General features: G+C 67.0%; 17 protein-coding genes. 9 read left to right on the top strand and 8 right to left on the bottom strand.

Annotation, left to right across the window (positions count from 1 at the left end; genetic code table 11):
* Window positions 1-31 precede the first annotated feature (31 nt).
* Window positions 32-583 (top strand): oligoribonuclease, encoded by a 552-nt coding sequence (orn, locus tag GPA27_RS00410; RefSeq protein WP_169136674.1) that lies wholly within the window; start codon window positions 32-34, stop codon window positions 581-583.
* Between the two features lie 61 nt (window positions 584-644).
* On the opposite strand, the gene GPA27_RS00405 is transcribed toward orn, so the two are convergent.
* Both GPA27_RS00405 and rpmE read right to left on the bottom strand, forming a co-directional pair.
* Window positions 645-2,282 carry an ArnT family glycosyltransferase gene (locus GPA27_RS00405; protein WP_169136672.1) on the bottom strand — a complete coding sequence of 546 codons (1,638 nt, stop codon included), beginning with the start codon at window positions 2,280-2,282 and terminating at the stop codon, window positions 645-647.
* Window positions 2,283-2,424: 142 nt separating this feature from the next.
* Complete coding sequence (gene rpmE / locus GPA27_RS00400) at window positions 2,425-2,643, bottom strand: 50S ribosomal protein L31 (protein WP_169136670.1); 219 nt, start codon at window positions 2,641-2,643, stop codon at window positions 2,425-2,427.
* A 210-nt stretch (window positions 2,644-2,853) separates the two neighbouring features.
* On the opposite strand from rpmE, the gene GPA27_RS00395 reads away from it, so the two are divergent.
* The 5 genes from GPA27_RS00395 to GPA27_RS00375 all read left to right on the top strand — a co-directional run bounded on the left by GPA27_RS00395 (window position 2,854) and on the right by GPA27_RS00375 (window position 6,132).
* Entirely contained in the window at window positions 2,854-3,840 is a 987-nt protein-coding gene (locus GPA27_RS00395) for a tRNA dihydrouridine synthase (RefSeq protein WP_256222715.1), read from the top strand.
* A 14-nt stretch (window positions 3,841-3,854) separates the two neighbouring features.
* Complete coding sequence (trmB, locus tag GPA27_RS00390; protein ID WP_169136666.1) at window positions 3,855-4,559, top strand: tRNA (guanine(46)-N(7))-methyltransferase TrmB; 705 nt, start codon at window positions 3,855-3,857, stop codon at window positions 4,557-4,559.
* A 21-nt stretch (window positions 4,560-4,580) separates the two neighbouring features.
* Window positions 4,581-5,306, top strand: coding sequence for a UPF0149 family protein (locus tag GPA27_RS00385; protein ID WP_169136664.1), 726 nt, complete (start codon window positions 4,581-4,583; stop codon window positions 5,304-5,306).
* Window positions 5,307-5,334: 28 nt separating this feature from the next.
* The gene (locus tag GPA27_RS00380; RefSeq protein ID WP_169136662.1) at window positions 5,335-5,667 is read left to right on the top strand and encodes a YkgJ family cysteine cluster protein; all 333 of its coding nucleotides are present in this window, start codon (window positions 5,335-5,337) and stop codon (window positions 5,665-5,667) included.
* A 102-nt stretch (window positions 5,668-5,769) separates the two neighbouring features.
* Window positions 5,770-6,132, top strand: coding sequence for a YkgJ family cysteine cluster protein (locus tag GPA27_RS00375; RefSeq protein WP_169136660.1), 363 nt, complete (start codon window positions 5,770-5,772; stop codon window positions 6,130-6,132).
* On the opposite strand, the gene GPA27_RS00370 is transcribed toward GPA27_RS00375, so the two are convergent.
* Window positions 6,133-6,996 carry an ATP adenylyltransferase family protein gene (locus GPA27_RS00370; RefSeq protein WP_169136658.1) on the bottom strand — a complete coding sequence of 288 codons (864 nt, stop codon included), beginning with the start codon at window positions 6,994-6,996 and terminating at the stop codon, window positions 6,133-6,135.
* A 107-nt stretch (window positions 6,997-7,103) separates the two neighbouring features.
* Between GPA27_RS00370 and GPA27_RS00365 the strand changes: the two genes are divergently transcribed.
* On the top strand, window positions 7,104-7,322 hold the full coding sequence (locus GPA27_RS00365) for an RNA-binding S4 domain-containing protein (RefSeq protein ID WP_169136656.1): 219 nt from the start codon (window positions 7,104-7,106) through the stop codon (window positions 7,320-7,322).
* Between the two features lie 27 nt (window positions 7,323-7,349).
* Here GPA27_RS00365 and GPA27_RS00360 read toward each other — a convergent pair whose 3' ends face one another.
* The 4 genes from GPA27_RS00360 to acnA form a co-directional block, all read right to left on the bottom strand.
* Window positions 7,350-9,083: an NAD-binding protein gene (locus tag GPA27_RS00360; RefSeq protein WP_169136654.1), complete on the bottom strand. Its 1,734-nt coding sequence runs from the start codon at window positions 9,081-9,083 to the stop codon at window positions 7,350-7,352.
* 14 nt (window positions 9,084-9,097) lie between these two features.
* Window positions 9,098-9,481: a DUF6394 family protein gene (locus GPA27_RS00355; protein WP_169136652.1), complete on the bottom strand. Its 384-nt coding sequence runs from the start codon at window positions 9,479-9,481 to the stop codon at window positions 9,098-9,100.
* A gap of 108 nt (window positions 9,482-9,589) precedes the next feature.
* Window positions 9,590-9,979 carry a YchJ family protein gene (locus GPA27_RS00350; protein WP_169136650.1) on the bottom strand — a complete coding sequence of 130 codons (390 nt, stop codon included), beginning with the start codon at window positions 9,977-9,979 and terminating at the stop codon, window positions 9,590-9,592.
* A gap of 18 nt (window positions 9,980-9,997) precedes the next feature.
* Window positions 9,998-12,715, bottom strand: coding sequence for an aconitate hydratase AcnA (gene acnA / locus GPA27_RS00345; protein WP_169136648.1), 2,718 nt, complete (start codon window positions 12,713-12,715; stop codon window positions 9,998-10,000).
* 318 nt (window positions 12,716-13,033) lie between these two features.
* On the opposite strand from acnA, the gene GPA27_RS00340 reads away from it, so the two are divergent.
* Window positions 13,034-15,631: a bifunctional aconitate hydratase 2/2-methylisocitrate dehydratase gene (locus GPA27_RS00340; RefSeq protein ID WP_169136646.1), complete on the top strand. Its 2,598-nt coding sequence runs from the start codon at window positions 13,034-13,036 to the stop codon at window positions 15,629-15,631.
* 59 nt (window positions 15,632-15,690) lie between these two features.
* Here GPA27_RS00340 and GPA27_RS00335 read toward each other — a convergent pair whose 3' ends face one another.
* The gene (locus GPA27_RS00335) at window positions 15,691-16,404 is read right to left on the bottom strand and encodes a DUF72 domain-containing protein (RefSeq protein WP_169136644.1); all 714 of its coding nucleotides are present in this window, start codon (window positions 16,402-16,404) and stop codon (window positions 15,691-15,693) included.
* A gap of 25 nt (window positions 16,405-16,429) precedes the next feature.
* Between GPA27_RS00335 and ligD the strand changes: the two genes are divergently transcribed.
* Window positions 16,430-19,261, top strand: a complete 2,832-nt coding sequence (gene ligD / locus GPA27_RS00330) for a DNA ligase D (protein ID WP_373322697.1) — start codon at window positions 16,430-16,432, stop codon at window positions 19,259-19,261.
* Window positions 19,262-19,271 lie beyond the last annotated feature (10 nt).

Below are 19,271 nucleotides of genomic sequence, written 5' to 3'. Positions count from 1 at the left end.
TCGCGCCTTTGCTCAAGGGGGGCGGACGATTATGGCACAGGATCAGAATCACCTCATCTGGCTGGACATGGAAATGACCGGCCTGGAGCCCGATACCGATCGCATCATCGAGATCGCGATCGTGATCACCGATGCGCAGCTCAACACCGTTGCCGAAGCGCCGGTGATCGCGGTGCATCAGCCCGACAGCGTGCTCGAACGGATGGATCAGTGGAATCGCGACACGCACGGCAAGTCCGGCCTGACCGACCGCGTGAAGGCGTCGACGGTCGGCGAGGCGGATGCCGAAGCGCAGATGCTCGCCTTCCTGCAGGAGTATGTGCCGGCGCGCACCTCGCCGATGTGCGGCAACTCCGTGTGCCAGGACCGCCGCTTCCTTGCTCGCTACATGCCGCAACTCGAGGCGTGGTTCCATTACCGCAATCTGGACGTGTCGACGCTGAAGGAACTCGCGCGCCGGTGGCGTCCGGAGGTCTACAAGGGGGTCGCCAAGAAGGGCAAGCACGAAGCGCTGTCGGATATCTACGAATCGATCGGCGAATTGCGCCACTATCGCGACAACTTCCTGCGCCTCGAAGGCTGAGGGGCTTGCAATAGCCGCGCGCCCCTTGCCGGCGCGCGGCATCGCCGGGTGCGGCGCGGGCTCAGTCGCGCCGGTACAGGCGGAAGATTTCCCGCTGCCGTCCCCCGCCGCGGCGGAATTCCCAGATCTGCTGCCATTCCTGCGCGGGTTTCTGGGTGCTGCCGCGATCGTCGAAGACCAGCAGGAAGCCGCACTGAGTCTCGTTGTTGACGACCCGCTCCGGCCGGATGTCGGCAAAGTAATGGAAGGAGGCGCGCTGGCTGGCCGACAGGCCCATCATCGCGACGCAGTCCTCGCGCTCGCCCGCCAGCGCGATCTTCAGCGACGTGGCGGCAGGACGGTAACTGCGGTCGTGGTCGAACCAGGGCTTGAGCAGCGCAATCGCCAGACACCACAGCATCGTCATCCCGAGTGCCCAGTTTGCCGGCGCGCGGTTGGGCGAGCGCGGAAGCCGCAGCATCAACAGCACCCACACAGTGACGATGACGATGCCGGTGATCGCCGATATCTCCGGCGCACGCAGGGCGAAATCGGGTGCGACGCGTACGAGGTGACGCGCGAGCCCGGGCGGCCACAGGAAGACCTGCGCGCTCCATGCGATCCACACCAGTATCGCGAAAACGCCGAAGGTCATGATGCCGAACCAGTCGAACGCGTTCGCCGCGCCGCGGCGCAGTGTCGGTATGCCCGACGCCGCGAGCAGCGCGAGCGGCGGCACGAGCGGCAGCATCGACGCCGGGCTGAGGCTGCCGTTCAGGATGATCCAGACCAGGGTGAGCACGAGGGCCGCGATCGGCAGCAGCGAGGACGCGCGCAGAAGATGGCGGCGCGTACGCCACAGCGACCACAGCGTGATGGGCCACAGCGGCCAGGCGAACCAGCCGATGAGTTCGACGAGACGCGTGAGCTCGCTGCCGCTCATCGCCTCCGCCCAAAGGTTTCGCCACTCGGCGCGCCACCACAGCGCGAGCAGGTCGGGGGACTGGTAGTGCAGCACCAGCGGCCACAGCGCCGACGCGCCGATCGCGAGGCTCAGGCCGATGATCAGCCCGCTGCTGGCGCGCGGACTGCGCCATTCGGGACTGCAGGCGATGACGACGAGGAAGAGCGGCAGCGTCAGGACGATGCCCGGCAGGCCGCCGGCGAGGAAGGCGAGGGCGGCTCCCAGCCCGGCCTGGACGCCACCGAGCACCGGGCGGGTCGGGATGTGCGAGAGCCCCGCCAGCGTAAGCGCCTGCATCGCCATCAGCGCAATCATCGGCTGCGTTTCGTGCGCGTGCAGCACCAGGCCCAGCGTGCCGAGGGTCAGCAGCGCCGCGGGGGTACGCGTCTCGCGCCCGTAGAGGCGGGTCGCCGCGCGCGCGATCCAGAAGATCGCCAGGGCCGTGAATAGCGTCGTCGCCAGCCGCGCCCCGTCGTGCATGGGCAGGAACGGGGCGAGCAGGCGCGCGAACGCCGCGCCGGTCCAGTAGTAGAGCGGTGGAAAATCCGTTTCGGGCTGGCCGGCAATCGCGGGGAACAGCAGGTGGTTCCCCTGCAGCATTTCCAGGATCGGGCCGAAATGGCGCGCGTCGTCGCCGCGCCAGGGGTCGTGGCCGGTCAGTCCGGTGAGCAGGTACAGGGCGATGAGCAGCGCAAGGCCGGTCGCACCGTACAGATGCCGCCGGATTGTTGAGGTCCGGAAGGATTCTCCAGTCATGTCATGTTGCGCCATCCGTCATGGTGCGGAGGCGTCCGAACGTCGGGTGCGGAATTCTAGCCGGAGCGGGCAGCCGCGCCGTGATTCGAGGAACAAAAAAGGCAGCCGAAGCTGCCTTTTTTGCCGTGACCGGAAGCCGGGTTCAGCCAAGGCGCTGAACGCTGCCGTACTTCTGGCGGAAACGCTCGACGCGACCGGCGGTGTCGACGATCTTCTGCTTGCCGGTGTAGAACGGGTGGCAGGCAGAGCACACTTCGACGTGCAGCACGGGCTTGCCCAGTGTCGAACGGGTTTCGAAGGCGTTGCCGCAGGAGCAGGTGACCTGGACGGCGTTGTAATTCGGGTGGATATCCGCTTTCATGGCGATTCCTTGGACAAGCGGGCGGTGAATGTGGCCGCCCTGATAACGGGTGGAAACCGGGAATTATCCTTGATCGGCCGCGACAAGGCAAGTGAGGCGGGGGCGCCCGGGCGGGGATGCCGCTAGTGCTGGTGGCGGGCGGGCGTCACCTCCATGTTCGCCCGGATCGCGGATGGGCTTACAATACCGCCCTTTTTTCAGGGAGTTGGTGTGCGTCTGCTGCTCGCGCCGATGGAAGGTCTGCTCGACGCCGATTTGCGCGACGTGCTCACCCGCGCCTGTCCCTACGACTGGGCCGTGAGCGAATTCGCGCGCGTGTCCGGCACGCTCCTTCCGCACCGCGTCTACCGACGCATCAGCCCGGAACTGCAGTCGGGCGGGCGGACGCGCGCGTCGGTGCCGGTACGCGTGCAACTGCTGGGCTCCGATCCCTCCTGCCTTGCCGACAATGCGGCGCATCTCGCTGAACTCGCCCCTCCCGGCATCGACCTCAATTTCGGCTGCCCGGCCCCGACGGTGAACCGCCATCGCGGCGGAGCCGTACTGCTCGACGAGCCGGAGCTCCTCCATCGCATCGCCACGGCCGTGCGGGTGGCCGTACCGGCCGGGGTGCCGTTCACCGCGAAGATGCGCTTGGGCGTTGCCGACACGTCGAAGGCGGTCGAATGTGCCCAGGCGCTCGCCGCCGGGGGCGTGGAAGGCCTCGTCGTGCATGCCCGCACCAAGCTCGACGGATACCGTCCGCCCGCGCATTGGGTGTGGATTGCGCGCATCGCGGAGGCGGTGGACATTCCGGTGACCGCCAACGGCGAAGTGTGGTCCGAGGCTGACTGGCGGCGCTGCCGCGCCGAGAGCGGGGTTGCCGACGTGATGCTGGGGCGCGGGGCGGTCGCCGACCCCTTCCTCGCGCGACGCCTGCGTGCGCAGGGCGATGCAGGCGATCACACGATCGACCGCGACGGGGAGTGGGAGGAACTGCAGCCGCTGCTCGCACTCTTCTGGCGCCGGGTTCGGGAACGGCTGCAGCCGCAGCATTCGCCGGGCCGCCTCAAGCAGTGGCTGAACCTGCTGCGTCGCAATTATCCGCAGGCCGAGCGCCTGTTCCGCGAAGTACGCGCGGCGCGCAGGCCCGCCGAGATCGACGCCGCCCTGGTGCGCCACGGCATTGCCGCCGCAGCGCTGCCGCTGGCGGCCTGAACCGGACGAATTCGATGAGTTACGCAAATTCGCGCATCCCCGAGAGCGCCCAGTCGGGCGTGCATGAGCAGCTGGTGCGGCGCGTGCAGCGCCATCTCGCCGAGCCGTTTCGCAAACCCTGCCTGGACTACAACCATGCCGCGTTCGAGGCCAGCGTCGCCGGCTGGGACCGCAGCGCCCCGCTGATCCTCGATGCCGGCTGCGGTGTCGGCCACAGCACGATCCAGCTCGCGCGCGCCTTTCCCGATCACTGGGTGATCGGCGTCGACCAGTCCGCGGATCGCCTCAATCGCCGCAAGCCCTATCCCGACGCGCTGCTGCCGAAGAACATGGTCTTCGTGCGCGCCGACCTCGTCGATTACTGGCGCCTGATGAGCGATGCGGGCCTGCGCCTCGCCCGTCACTACATCCTCTATCCGAACCCGTGGCCCAAGATCGGCCACCTTGCGCGCCGCTGGCACGCCCATCCCGTGTTCCCTTTCATTCCGCGACTGGGCGGCGTGCTCGAATGCCGCACGAACTGGCGCGTGTACATCGAGGAATTCGCGTGCGCGCTCGGCTTGGCGACCGGCCGCGAAGTCGCCTGGGAAACATTCGAGGCGCCTGCGCCGCTGACGCCGTTCGAGCGCAAGTACCGCGATTCCGGCCAGACGCTATTCCGTCTGGTTTGCGATCTCGATGCGCAGGCTTGCGCGCGGCAAGAGGATGGCGCACGCTGAAAGGCATTCCGGAGACAATTGATGACGAACGAAACCGCTGCAAATGAAGAGAGCGACAACCCGAACCTGCTCGACGACGAGGAATTCGAGGCGCTCGAGGAACTGCTGACCTCGGACGTCGTGCCCGAGGACTGCATGGACCTCGAGATGCTCGACGGGTACCTCGCCGCCGTCCTCGCCTCGCCCGTGCCGATCGCCCCCGAGGAGTGGCTGCCGCCAGTGTGGTCGGCGCACGGGGACGAGATCTCCTTCGGTTCGGGCAGCCAGATGCAGCGTGCGATCCGGCTGGTGCGGCGCTATTACAACGAGCTCGCGACCACCCTGGGCGAGCCGGAGGGATGGGAGCCGTTCTGCTATGCAGCGAGCGAGGGCGACACGATCGCGATCGGCGAGGAATGGGTCGAGGGCTTCGCGCAGGGCCTCGAGCTGTGGCCCGAGGACTGGGACGCCGGACTGCCCGCGGCTGCCGCCGAAACCGTGCGCAATGCGCTCGATGAGCTGATGGCGCCGTGGGCCTCGGATGACGCCGAACTGGCGGACGAGGACACGCGGCTGGAGTGGCTCGAGCAGGCGGTGAACTGCATCGAGACGGTGCTCGGGCAATGGCGTGCGCTCGGAATGGCAGCGCCGGCGCTGCTGACCGTGGAGCAACCCGCCATGCACACGCCGGCTGCGGTCGGCCGCAACGACCCGTGTCCCTGCGGCAGCGGCAAGAAGTACAAGAAGTGCTGCGGCGCGGTCGAGTGAGGCGCTTGGCACGGCTGCGGGGCGCGGCGTGAGCGACGACGACCACTGCACTCGCTGCGGCGCCTGTTGTGCGGCCTTTCGCGTCGATTTCCATCAGTCCGAGCTGGCCAGTGCGACGCCGGGCGGCGTCCCCGACGCGATGACCGTTCCGGTGACGGGCGAGCTCGTGCGCATGCGCGGCACCGACGAGGCGCCGCCGCGCTGCGTCGCGCTCGCGGGCGAGATCGGCAGCCGGGTCGGCTGCACGATCTACGCCGGGCGGCCGTCGCCCTGCCGCGACTTCGCGCCCTACGCGGCACTCGGCATCGGCGAGGATGCCTGTGACCGTGCGCGGCGGCGCCACGGCTTGCCGCCCTTGTGAGGAGGGGGGCGGTCCGTCCGGCCCGTCCGTTACGTGAACCTGCAACGGCGTGAATGCCTTGGGTAGAATCGCGCGGGAATTTGTCCTGCGCACCGACTTGCGATGAGCGATCCGAACCCCTGTCTCGACTGCGGCATGTGCTGCGTCCATTTCCGCGTGTCGTTCTACTGGGGCGAGGCGGACGACGCTCCCGGCGGTTTCGTGCCTGCCGAATTGACGGAAAAGCTCAACCTTCACCTGCGCTGCATGAACGGGACGAACGAGTTGCCGCGCCGTTGCGTGGCGCTAGCGGGGCAGCCCGGCGAGCAGGTGTCGTGTACGATCTACGACCGGCGTCCGACGCCGTGCCGCGAGTTTCCGTCGCATGAGGCGGACGGCTCGCCGAATCGGAAATGCAACGAGCTGCGCGCGCAGATCGGGCTGCCGGCCTTGCGGCCGCTTGCAGGGGCGGAGCAGCCCGGCTGATCAGCTCGGAAGCGCGACCGCCGCGAGCAGCCTGAGCGGGCCGATCGCGCGCACGGTCTCGATCTCCTCGGGGCGCCGCACGAACAGCGAGCCGGCGAAGCCCAGCGCATTGACCGAGATGTTCCCGTGACGCTCGCGGATGCGCGGGATCACGGTCATCCAGTCGCGCGACACGAGGAAATTGTAGGGCGGCATCGGGTCCGCCGCGGCGTCGATGCCGAGCGATTCGCAGCCGTTCCGGAACGCATGGTGCATGGCTTCGCCAAGCGACACGACGTCGCCACAGCGCGGCAGGCGCACGAAAGTGTGTCGCCAGGGGAGCGCCTCGTGCGTGGCGTGGGCGAAGGGGGGTAGGTTGGCGGGCAGCTGATCGGTGAACAGGCCCAGGCGCGCCGTCTCCTCGGCGTCGGGAATCCACTGCAAGTGCTTGTGGCGCTGGCTGGCACCCGCTTCGCTGCCGCCGTTGTAGAAGCCGAGCCCGCCGAGCGACGCCATCACGGTCGCGAGCGCGATGAAGTCGGTCCGCGTCAATGGTGCCGTCTGTGCCTCGAACACGCGCGTGACGATCAGCAGGTGGCGCTCGATGACGGGAAATTTGTTCAGCACGCCCAGGTGCTGTTCGCCGAGCGGGCCGATGGTCAGTTCCGGGTCGGGCGGGAGAAAGGGATTGAAGTCCGGGTCGCGTTTCACTGCGGCCTCGACGCGCGCCGCGTCCTTGTGCGCGAGCGTGGACACCCAGCGCACCGTGAAGCCGATGCCTGCGTCCTGGATCGGGGTCCGTTCGGTGCGGATGGGCAGGAGCGCGCCGGAATCGGCAGCGCGACTGAGGGTGCGGTCGATCCGCTGCAGCAGGTCGTCGGACATGGTCGTGGCGGCAATAGGACGGCAAACGGTTAGCCGGCAGTGTAGGCTGACGGCTTCCGGTCGATCAATTTGAATTGCGCAGCGTATCGGCTGCGCGGGAGAAATGCATGACAGTTTCGTTTGCCGTGCGCGGCGAATACATCCAGCTCGATCAACTGCTGAAGGCGACCGGGCTGACCGGCACCGGCGGCGAGGCCCACGCGGCCGTCGAGGCGGGGCGGGTCACGGTCGATGGCAAGGTGGAGTCGCGCAAGCGCGCGAAATTGAGGCCGGGCGCGACCGTGTGCCTCGGCGCCGAAACGGTGGTGCTGGTCGCTTCCGAGTGATTCCGGCGGCGGCGCGACCTGGCGACGCTACGCCGTCTCGCTCCGTGCGTTCCGGCTGCGCGACAGGCGCTCCCAGATCCAGCCGCCGGGAAGGTCCGTGCCCGTGAGGACATAGACCAGCGCATGTTCGTTCGAGATCACCAGGCCGAATTCGCGCTCCGCTTCCGCCGTGCCCACCAGCAACAGCTCGTCGCCCGGCCGCAGTTTCGTGTCGCCCTCGGGGATCAGCAGGTGATCGTCGTCGTCGCGCCGCAGCAGGAGGATTTCGCATGCGAGGGCGTCGTCGCGGTTCGACGGGGATTTCAGCAGCGACTGCAGTTCGACCGTCGCGCCCTTCATCAGCTTGCGGTACAGCGCCGGAGCCCGGCTCAGGTTGATGCGCTCGCTCCATACCGTCGGGATCTCCCAGCCGAAGCGACCCGTCAGGCGCTTGAGCACCCGGCCGCACCAGTCCTCGTCGTGCCGCTTCATGTCCTCGAGGAAGGGCACCAGCAGCGGCGTCGTCAGGATCGCGAGGCATTCGTGGGCGATGATGCGGCTGGGGACTACGTTCACGTCGTAGTCGAAGGCCTCGAACAGTGAATTGTTCGCGAAGTGGTTCTGGCGCAGGATCACGAACAGCGACGGATTGAGTTCGCGCGCGGTGACCACCGTCGACAGGTTGTCCACGTCGTTGGCGGTCGCGGCGACGATGCCGGCCGCACGGCGCACGCCGGCCGCTTCGAGCGCGGGGGCGCCGGTCCCTTCTCCCTGCACCCAGCGCACCGACGCCGCCGGCGGGGCCGCGTGGCGGTCGATGATCGTGAGCGGGACGCCTTCGCGTTCGAGGACGTGTGCAAGCAGGCGTCCGAAACGGCCGTGTCCGCACAGGATCCATTCGCCGTGCGGGGGATCGCGCTGGCGTTCCATCTGAGTGCCGGGCACGCCCGTGAGCCAGGTCAGCAGGTGCCAAGCGGCCGGTGCGTGCAGCGCGAGCGCAAGGTATTCGGAGAATTTCTCGAACGGGTTGATGATGTGGCGCGTGCCGAAGGACGCCATGTTGGCCGCCGTTTCGGCCGATTCGGCGCGGCACAGGGCAGGAATCCGGGGCGCGAGAAGGCGCGCGGCGATCGCGATCGCGAGGTTCGCGCTGTCGTTGTTGGTCAGCGCGATCACGCCGATGCAGCTGCGGTGCGTGAGCCCGGCGAACTTGAGATTTTCGGGGTTGCGTGCGTCGGCGCACAGGGCAGGGATGTCGGCGTGGTAGCCGTGCAGTTCGATCTCGCCGACCTTGGTGTCATCGAGTTCGATGACCACCGCGCGGAATCCGAGGCGGTCGAGCGCATCGCAGATCAGCCGGCCGGTCTCGCCGAATCCACACACGAGGTAGAAGGGTTCGCGCAGGTTGCGCACCGCGCGCATGAAGCTCTGCGTGCGGATCGCCTGCTGCAGGTTGCGGTCGGCGAGCAGCGCGAACACGGTGCCGACCGTGTACGCCCAGCCGATCACGGACAGGTAGATGCAGACCAGGACCCACAGGCGCTGCTGGTCGGAGAAGGCATAGGGGATCTCGCCGAAGCCGATCGTCGTCGCGGTGTAGCTGATGAAGTACAGCGCGTGGAAGAAGCTGATGTGCGCGGGCTTGCCGTCCGCATCGACGCCGGGCGCGAGCGTGAGGCCGAACACCGAGATCGCGATGATGACGATGAGCAGGATGAACGGCGCACGCAGGCGCCGCATGATCAGGAAGAAGACGCTCTGATGGCGCAGCAGCGGCATCATCGCGGCAAGCCCCGTTAACGGCGCTGCATGATGGTTTCGGCGATCAGGATGATCACCGACACGACGTTGGCGAACAGGGCGCCGCCCGACAGGGAGACGACGCGTGCGACCATCACGGGCGTCATGCCCGTGCCTACGATGTGTTCCGCATAGCCCCACACCATCGCCGCGGCGATCAGCTGCAGGTCCGCGACCAAGCTGGTCGCGAGGTGGATGGCGCCGATCTGCGTGCGGTCACCGAACTTGAGGACGGTCGCGATGAGGTTCACGACGATCGCGACGAACAGCTCGTTGATCTCGTGATGCACGGGATCATCGAGGTCGCCGACGAAGAAGCCGAAGTTCAGGGTCGCCGCGAGGACGATGAAGAAGCCGAAGATGACTTTTTCGAGGTTCATGCCGGTCTCGCGACAAGGTGGCGGAAGCGCCCTGGACGGGCGCCCGCTCACGTGATGGTCATATTGCGGACCGATTATAGGCGGCGGCGATTCCGCGCGGGTGTGGTTTTAATCATGGATTTCGCCGTCCACGTAATACCAGCGGTGCTCCTCGCGCACGAAACGGCTGGTTTCGTGCAGGCGATGGGCTCGCCCGCCCACACGGTAGCGGGCGACGAATTCGACGATGGCCGTGTTATCCCCGGTCTGCAGATGCTGGCGCACCTGCAGCCCGATCCACTTCGGTGCCGGCTCGCCGCCGGCGAGGTCCAGCGTCGTGGGGCGCGTCGACCGGTGCCAGCTTTCGAGCAGGTAAGCCTCGTTGGACTGCGTGAAGGCCGTGTAGCGGCTACGCATCAGCGCCTCGGCCGATTCGGCCGGCACTTCACCGGCGATCACCGGTGCGCAGCACTCGGCGAAGGATTTTCCCGATTGGCAGGGGCAGGGGATGGCGAGCATGGCGAAAATATCCGGATGTCAGCTCGGGCGACCGAGAATCTCCCGCAGCACGTAGGGCAGGATGCCGCCGTGGCGGTAGTAGTCGACTTCGATCGGCGTGTCGATGCGGCACGTCACCGCTACGTCCCGCGTGCTTCCGTCGCTGCGGCGAATCGTCAGCAACAGGTCCTGGCGCGGCTGCAGCGTCGCATCGATGCCCCGGATGTCGAAGGTCTCGTCGCCCTTCAGGCCCAGATTCTCCCACGAATCCTCGCCCTTGAATTGCAATGGCATGACGCCCATGCCGACGAGATTGGAACGGTGGATGCGCTCGAAGCTCTTCGCGATCACCGCCTTCACGCCGAGCAGCTGCGTGCCCTTTGCGGCCCAGTCGCGGCTGGAGCCGGTGCCGTACTCCTCGCCGGCGAACACGACGGTCGGGATACCGCGCGCCATGTACGCCGTCGCGGCCTCGAACACCGTGGCCTGCCGGCCGTCGAGCAGCGTGTAGCCGCCCTCGACGCGCGAGCCGTCGTCGCGCAGCGGCAGCATCATGTTCTTGACGCGCACGTTGGCGAAGGTGCCGCGCACCATGACGTCGTGGTGACCGCGCCGCGAGCCGTAGGAGTTGAAGTCCTGCTTCGCGACGCCGCGCGCCAGCAACCACTGGCCGGCTGGCGTGCTGTCCTTGAAGGATCCTGCGGGCGAGATGTGGTCGGTTGTCACCGAGTCGCCCAGCAGCAGGAGCATGCGCGCGCCCACGATGCTCCCGACCGGCTGCGGAAGCATGGAGAAGCCGTCGAAGAACGGCGGCCGGGCGATGTAGGTCGATTCCGGCCATTCATACACCTGTCCCGTGGTGGCGGGGATCTCGTTCCACAGGTCGTGGTCCTTGGTGAAGTCGGCGTACAGGCGCGTGAAGGTCGCCGGGTCCATCGCGAGCGGCAGCACCGCGGCGATCTCCTCGGAACTCGGCCAGATGTCGCGCAGATAGACGGGATGCCCGTCGTGCCCGGTGCCGAGCGGATTCTCGGTGAGGTCGACATTGACCCGCCCGGCGATCGCGAATGCCACCACCAGCGGCGGCGAGGCGAGGAAATTGGCGCGCAGGTTGGGATGGATGCGCGCCTCGAAGTTGCGGTTGCCCGACAGCACGGCGGCTGCGATCACGTCGTGCTCGGCGATGGCGTCGTTGAGTTCGGGCGCGAGGTCCCCCGCATTGCCGATGCAGGTCGTGCACCCGTAACCGGCGAGTGCGAAGCCCAGTTGTGCGAGCGGTTCGAGCAGCCCGGCGCGGCCGAGGTAATCGGTCACCACGCGCGAGCCCGGGGCGAGGGAGGTCTTGACGTGCGGCTGCACGGATAGCCCTTTCTCGACGGCCTTCTTCGCCAGCAGGCCCGCGGCGATCAGCACCGCCGGGTTGCTGGTGTTGGTGCAGGAGGTGATCGCCGCGATCAGCACGTCGCCGTTGCCCAGCGATACGCCCGGCAGCGCCGTCGGAAAGCGCGTGCCGAGCGCGGCCTCGGGCTGGCCGAAGCCGTTGTCGCTCGCGGGCAGCGAGAACAGGCGGTCGAACACGTCCTCCATGTCCTCCAGCGCGATACGGTCCTGCGGGCGCTTGGGGCCGGCCAGCGAGGGGACAATCGCCGCGAGATCGAGGCGCAGCGTCGTCGAATAGTCGATCTCGCCCGCGCGCGGTACGCCGAAGAGGCCCTGTGCGCGGAAATAGGCCTCGAACAGCTCGCATTCGGCTTCCGTGCGCCCGGTGCCGCGCATGTAGGCGACGGTCTTCTCATCGACGGGGAAGAAACCCATGGTCGCGCCATACTCGGGCGCCATGTTGGCGATCGTCGCGCGATCGGTGACGGACAGGGTCGCGGTGCCATCGCCGAAGAACTCGACGAACTTGCCGACGACCTTCTGCCTGCGCAGCATTTCCGTGACGGTGAGCACGAGATCGGTGGCGGTCACCCCTTCCCGCAGCTGTCCTGTAAGCTCCACGCCGACGACGTCCGGGGTCAGGAAATACACCGGCTGGCCGAGCATTCCCGCTTCCGCCTCGATGCCGCCGACGCCCCAGCCGACGACGCCGACGCCGTTGATCATCGTCGTATGCGAATCGGTGCCGACCAGCGTATCGGGGTAGTACAGCCGCCCGTCGGCGGTGTCATGCCCGCGCACGCCGCGGAACAGGTATTCCAGATTCACCTGGTGCACGATGCCGATGCCCGGCGGCACGACCTTGAAGGTGTCGAAAGCCTGCATGCCCCATTTCATGAACTGGTAGCGCTCGCGGTTGCGCCGGAACTCCAGCTCCATGTTCTGGCGCAGAGCTTGCGGGGTGCCGTAGTGGTCGACCTGCACCGAGTGGTCGACGACGAGGTCGACCGGCACCAGCGGCTCGATCAGCTTGGGATCCCGCCCCGTCTCGGCCGCCACATTGCGCATCGCCGCGAGGTCGCACAGCAGCGGCACGCCGGTGAAGTCCTGCAGCACCACGCGCGCGACGACGAAGGGAATCTCGTCCGTGCGCTCCGCGTTCGCGCCCCAGCTCGCGAGCTGCCGCACGTGCTCCGCGGTGATCTTGCGGCCGTCGCAGTGGCGCAGCACTGCTTCCAGCACGATGCGCAGCGACACCGGCAGGCGCGACACCCGGCCGACCCCCGCAGCTTCGAGCGCCGCCAGCGAATGGAAGAAGCCGCGCGCGCCTGAAGCGGTGGAGAAGGTTCTGAGCGTGTCGAATGCGGCGTGGGGCATGGTCGATCTCCTTCCTTGCGGTTCGTGGTTCGTGAGTGCGGCGGCCGCAGCCGGTCCGGGCTCGTCATACAATCCCTGTTGGAACAGCGCGCCCTGGATGCGTTCCCGTACCGCCCGGTCCGGCCGGGTACTCGGCCATCGCCCCGGGCCCGCCGGCGGGCGCACGCAAGTCCTTGGGGAGGAGTAGAATTCGCGCGCTGCCGAGTGATCGTTGTTGCATTGCACCTCAAGTCTTATAAAAGACATATAATCTCGCAGCGTCGTCCGGGTCGCTGCCCCGACGCCCAGCCAACGTCACGAATAAGGAAGGAATCCGCCGTGCTTGAAGCCTACCGTGCCCACGTCGCCGAGCGTGCCGCCCTCGGCATCCCGCCACTGCCGCTGTCCAAGCAGCAGACCGAGGATCTGGTTGCCCTGCTGAAGAACCCGCCGAAGGGCGAGGAAGCCTTCCTCGTCGAGCTGCTGACCTATCGCGTTCCCGCCGGCGTGGACGACGCTGCCAAGGTCAAGGCCGCCTTCCTGGCCAAGCTGTCCAAGGGTGAGGAAAGCTGTGCGCTGGTGTCGCGCGCCAAGGCGACCGAGCTGCTGGGCACGATGCTGGGCGGTTACAACGTCAAGCCGCTGATCGACCTGCTGGCCGATGCCGAAGTCGGCACCGTGGCCGCCGAAGGCCTCAAGAAGACCCTGCTGGTTTTCGACTACTTCCACGACGTCGCCGAGCTTGCGAAGGCCGGCAACGCCAACGCCAAGGCCGTCATGCAGAGCTGGGCCGACGCCGAGTGGTTCACCTCGCGTCCGGAAGTCCCGGCCTCGCAGAAGCTGACCGTCTTCAAGGTCACCGGCGAAACCAACACCGACGACCTGTCGCCCGCCCCGGACGCCTGGTCGCGTCCCGACATCCCGCTGCACGCGCTGGCGATGCTGAAGAACCCGCGTCCGGGCATCGAGGCCGACGAGCCGGGCGCGCGCGGCCCCGTCAAGCAGCTCGAAGCGCTGGCCAAGAAGGGCAACCTGATCGCCTACGTCGGCGACGTGGTCGGCACCGGCTCCTCGCGCAAGTCGGCGACCAACTCGGTGCTGTGGTTCACCGGCGAAGACATCCCGTTTGTCCCGAACAAGCGCTTCGGCGGCGTGTGCATCGGCTCGAAAATCGCCCCGATCTTCTTCAACACGATGGAAGACGCCGGCGCGCTGCCGATCGAACTCGACGTCAACCAGATGGACATGGGCGACGAGATCGAGCTGAAGATCGACGCCGCCACCGCCAAGGTCACCGCGCTGAAGAACGGCGCCGTGATCGCCGAATCGCAGCTCAAGACCCCGGTCATCCTCGACGAAGTGCGCGCCGGTGGCCGCATCCCGCTGATCGTCGGCCGTGGCCTGACGACGAAGGCGCGTGAAGCGCTGGGCTTGCCGGTTTCGACCCTGTTCCGTCTGCCGGCCCAGCCGAACGATCCGGGCAAGGGTTACTCGCTGGCGCAGAAGATGGTCGGCCGCGCCTGTGGCCTGCCGGAAGGCAAGGGCATTCTGCCGGGTACCTACTGCGAGCCGAAGATGACCACCGTCGGCTCGCAGGACACCACCGGCCCGATGACCCGCGACGAGCTCAAGGATCTGGCCTGCCTCGGCTTCTCCGCCGACATGGTGATGCAGTCTTTCTGCCACACCGCCGCCTATCCGAAGCTGGTCGACGTCAAGATGCACCGCGAACTGCCGTCCTTCATCAGCACCCGTGGCGGCGTTGCGCTGCGTCCGGGTGACGGCGTCATCCACTCCTGGCTCAACCGCCTGCTGCTGCCCGACACCGTCGGCACCGGCGGCGACTCGCACACCCGCTTCCCGATCGGCATTTCCTTCCCGGCCGGTTCGGGCCTCGTGGCCTTCGCCGCGGCGACCGGCGTGATGCCGCTGGATATGCCGGAATCCGTGCTGGTGCGCTTCAAGGGCAAGCTGCAGGATGGCGTCACGCTGCGTGACCTGGTCAATGCGATCCCCTACTACGCGATCAAGCAGGGCCTGCTGACGGTTGCCAAGCAGGGCAAGAAGAACATCTTCTCCGGCCGCATCCTCGAAATCGAAGGCTTGCCCGATCTGAAGGTTGAGCAAGCGTTCGAGCTCTCCGACGCTGCCGCCGAGCGTTCCGCCGCCGCCTGCGCCGTCCAGCTCGACAAGGCACCGATCATCGAGTACATGCGCTCGAACATCACGCTGATGAAGTGGATGATCGCCAACGGCTACTCCGACGCGCGTACGCTCGGCCGCCGCATCAAGGCCATGGAAGCGTGGATCGCCAAGCCGGAACTGCTTCAGGCCGACAAGGATGCCCAGTACGCCGCCGTGATCGAGATCGATCTGGCCGACGTCAAGGAGCCGATCGTTGCCTGCCCGAACGACCCCGACGACGTGAAGCTGCTGTCCGAAGTTTCCGGCACCAAGATCGACGAAGTCTTCATCGGTTCGTGCATGACCAACATCGGCCACTTCCGTGCTGCCGGCAAGGTCCTCGAAGGCAAGTCGGACATCCCGACCCGCCTGTGGGTGGCCCCGCCGACCAAGATGGACGCCATGATCCTCAACGAGGAAGGCTACTACGCGATCCTCGGCAAGTCCGGCGCTCGCATGGAAATGCCGGGTTGCTCGCTGTGCATGGGTAACCAGGCGCAGATCCGCAAGGGCAGCACGGCGATGTCGACCTCGACGCGCAACTTCCCGAACCGCCTCGGCATCGACACCCAGGTCTTCCTCGGTTCGGCCGAACTGGCTTCGGTCTGCGCGCTGATGGGCAAGATTCCGACGGTCGCCGAGTATATGGAGCAGGTCAAGGCGGTCAACGCCAAGGCTGCTGACGTGTACCGCTACATGAACTTCGACCAGATCGCCGAGTTCAGCGACGTCGCAGCGACCGTCACGGTCTAAGTCCCAAGCGTCCGTCAGCACCTCGAAGCCCGCACCGTTACTGGTGCGGGCTTTTCCGTTTACCGCATTCCGCCCGCTTCCTGCCACAACTCTTCGAGGCGGTGGGCGAAGCGCGTGCCGAGCGCCTCGTCCTCGTGCATGAAGTAGACGTAGGCGCGGTCCAGCGCTTGTGCCGCGAGGCGTTCGACCCAGGCGTGCAGGTCGGCGTCGTCGTAGTGCGTTCGCCGCAGGCGGATGTATGCGCACTCCGTTGTCGCCACGAAGGGCGTTTCCCCTTCGTCGGTGTCGGTGACGCAATACATTGCGCCGTGGGAGCGCAGGGCGTCGTAGACTTCGTCGTCCTGCCAGGAGACGTGGCGAAACTCGAAGGCGTAGCGTTTGTCCGACGGCAATACCGCCAGGAAATCGTGCAGCCGATGAAGATCCTTTCTGAGATACGGCGGCAGCTGGAACAGGAGCACGCCGAGCTTATCCCCCAGGGTGCCGGCGCGGCGCAGGAATTCAGCCACGCTCGATTCGGACTCTTGCAGGCGCTCCTCGTGCGTGATGCGGCGCGGCGCCTTGAGCGTGAAGGAGAAGCCGGGCGGCACTTCTTCCGCCCAGTGCGCGAGCATCGACTCGGCCGGCATGCGGTAGAAGGTGTTGTTGATCTCCACCGTCGTGAAGCGCTCGGCGTAGTAGCGCAGCATCGCGTTCGCCGGGAGCTTTTCCGGGTAGAAGGAGCCGAGCCACTCCTTGTACGAAAAGCCGCTCGTTCCGGTCGCCAATCGCATCGCATTTCTCCCGGGGACTCGCCTCATGCCGCGCCGAGCTGAGACGGCTCCGCCCTCGCGTCCGGCACGCCAAGCGAAAGAGCCGGCGAAGGGGCCGCCCGCGGCCGGGACGGACCCGCTGGGCGAGTATTCGGCCAAGCGGACGTTCACTGCTACACCGGAGCCGGCACCCTCGGCGCTACGGGCGGGGGGCGGGCCATTGCTCTTCGTCATCCAGCAGCACATGGCCCGCCGGCTGCACTTCGACTTCCGGCTTGAATGTGATGGAGTGCTGAAATCCTGGGCAGTTCCCAAGGGGCCGTCCCTCGATCCCGCGGACAAGCGGCTTGCGGTGGAGACGGAGGATCATCCCTACGACTACGCTTCCTTCGAAGGCGTGATCCCGCCCGGGCAGTACGGCGCCGGGGAGGTGATCGTCTGGGATTGCGGCGTTTATTCGCCCGATGAGGATCAGGCGTACTCGTTTGACGATCGCGACGAAGCGCAGCGTCGCGTGCGCGAGGGCCTCGCCAAAGGCAAGCTCAGCTTTCAGCTGCGCGGGGAGAAGGTGAAGGGCTCCTTCGCGCTGGTTCGCAGCGGGGAGCCGCGAAACTGGCTCCTGATCAAGCACAAGGACCGCTACGCGGGGCCGGCCGCGGGTTCGGCCGATATGGCCGGGCGGAACCGCTCGGTGCTCTGCGGGCTGGCGGTCGAGGAGATCAAGGTCCTGCCGACGCATCGGGTGCCGGCGGCGACGCTGGTGCCCACCGGCCGGCCCGAGGCGATGCCTGCGACACTCTCGCCCATGCTCGCCGAGACCGGCGAGGCGCCGTTTGCCGACGCCGACTGGCTGTGGGAGCCGAAGCTGGACGGCTATCGCGTGCTGGCGTTCGTCGCCCGGGATGGGACGGAAATGCGCGTGAAACTGCAATCGCGCCGGGGCCTCGACCTGACTACTACTTTTCCCCGGCTCGCCGCGGAACTGCGCGGCCAGGGGGCGGACATGATCGTGGACGGCGAGTTGGTGGCTTTCGATGCGAGCGGCCGGCCGTCGTTCAATGCGCTGCAGAACCGTTTCCATCTGAAAGCCGAGCGCGATATCGCCGCGGCAGACCGCAGCACGCCAGTGGTTTATTGCTGCTTCGACCTGCTGTACTTCGCCGGCGTCGATCTGCGGGCGGCGCCTTATCACGACCGTCGCCGCTACCTCGCGCAATGCCTGCTGCCTTCGCCGCTGCTGCAGCTTGTCCATGTCGCGGAGGATGGGGAGGCGCTGCAGCGGGCCGCGCTCGCGAGCGGCTTCGAGGGGATCATCGGCAAGCGCAAGGACAGCCGCTATACGGCGGGACGGCGCTCGTCGTCCTGGCTCAAGATCAAGGCCACTCAAAGCGGGGAGTTCGTGGTAGGCGGCTACACCCGCGGAAAGGGCTCGCGAGGCCCGCTCGGTGCGCTGCTGCTGGGGTACCGGGAGGGGGGTGAGGGGGGCGCCCTGCGTTATGCCTCGCATGTCGGGTCCGGCTTCGACACCGCAACGCTGGAGCAGGTCAGGGCGCGGCTGGAGGACTTGCGAACGGAGGTGTGCCCGTTCGTGGAGAAGCCGGAGCTGAATGGGCCGACGACTTGGGTTAGGCCGGAATTGGTGGTCGAGGTGCAGTTCCAGGAGTGGACGGAGGACGGCAGCCTGCGCGTGCCGATTTTTCTCCGTATGCGCGACGATATCGATCCCAAGTCGGTGCGCCGTGCTGAGCGTGGCGTGGTGCCGCATAAGCCGCCCGCCGGCGGGTCGGCGCGCGCGGCGGGTGGGAGCAGCGAGATCGACGACATCCTGCAGCAACTGGAAAACAGCAAGACGGCCTTCTCTCTCGCGGTCGGTCCGCACCGGATACGGCTGACGCATCTCGATCGCGTCTACTGGCCGGAGGATAAGGCCCTCAAGCAGCCGGCGGTGACCAAGCGCGACCTGCTGCGCTACTTCGCGCAAGTCTCGCCCTTCCTCCTGCCTCACCTCGCGGATCGCCCGCTGACGCTGATTCGCATGCCCGACGGCATCTTCGGGCAGCGGTTTTTCCAGAAGCGCTGGGAGCAGGAGCGGCCGGAGTTCCTGGACATGCTCGACGTGTATTCGGGGCACCAGGACGAGAGTCATGAAGTGCTCATCTGCAACAACCTGGCCACTCTGCTGTGGCTGGCGCAGTACGGGACCATCGAGTTGCATGTCTGGCATTCGCGTGCGCGTCTCGGGCCGGATGCGGCGGTCCAGGGAACCGATTACGCTAGTTCGCTTTCCACTCTTGAAGCCTCGGTGCTGAACTACCCCGACTACGTGGTGTTCGATCTCGACCCATACATCTATTCCGGCAAGGAGGCGCCGGGAGGCGAGCCGGAACTCAATACGCTCGCCTTCGAGAAGGGCAAGGAGGTGGCCTTTTGGCTGCGCGAGTTGCTGCAGAGCATGGCGCTGGACGCCATCGTCAAGACCTCGGGCAAGACCGGGCTACACATTTTCGTGCCCATCCGGCGCACCCTCGATTTCGATGCCGCGCGCAAGGTGTGCGAGCTTGTCGGGCGGCACCTGCTGCGTCTGCACCCGCGGGACATCACGATGGAGTGGAGTGTGCGCTCGCGGACCGGCAAGATTTTCCTTGACTACAATATGAACGTCCGCGGCAAGACGCTGAACGTCGCCTACTCGCCCCGCGGGGTGCCCGGCGCACCGGTGTCGATGCCGCTCACTTGGGACGAGCTGGCCAGCGCGCACCCGCTCGATTTCAGGATCACCAACGTCGCGCAGCGCCTGGCGCAAACGGGCGATCGCTGGCACGACGCCCTGGAGCGCAAGCTGAGCCTGGAACGGGCTTTGTCGGGCGCAAAAACGTAAACCTCCCTGA

The organism is Aromatoleum toluolicum (genome assembly GCF_012911005.2).
Classification (GTDB): Bacteria; Pseudomonadota; Gammaproteobacteria; order Burkholderiales; family Rhodocyclaceae; genus Aromatoleum; species Aromatoleum toluolicum.
This window is presented reverse-complemented; position numbering and strand designations above follow the sequence as displayed.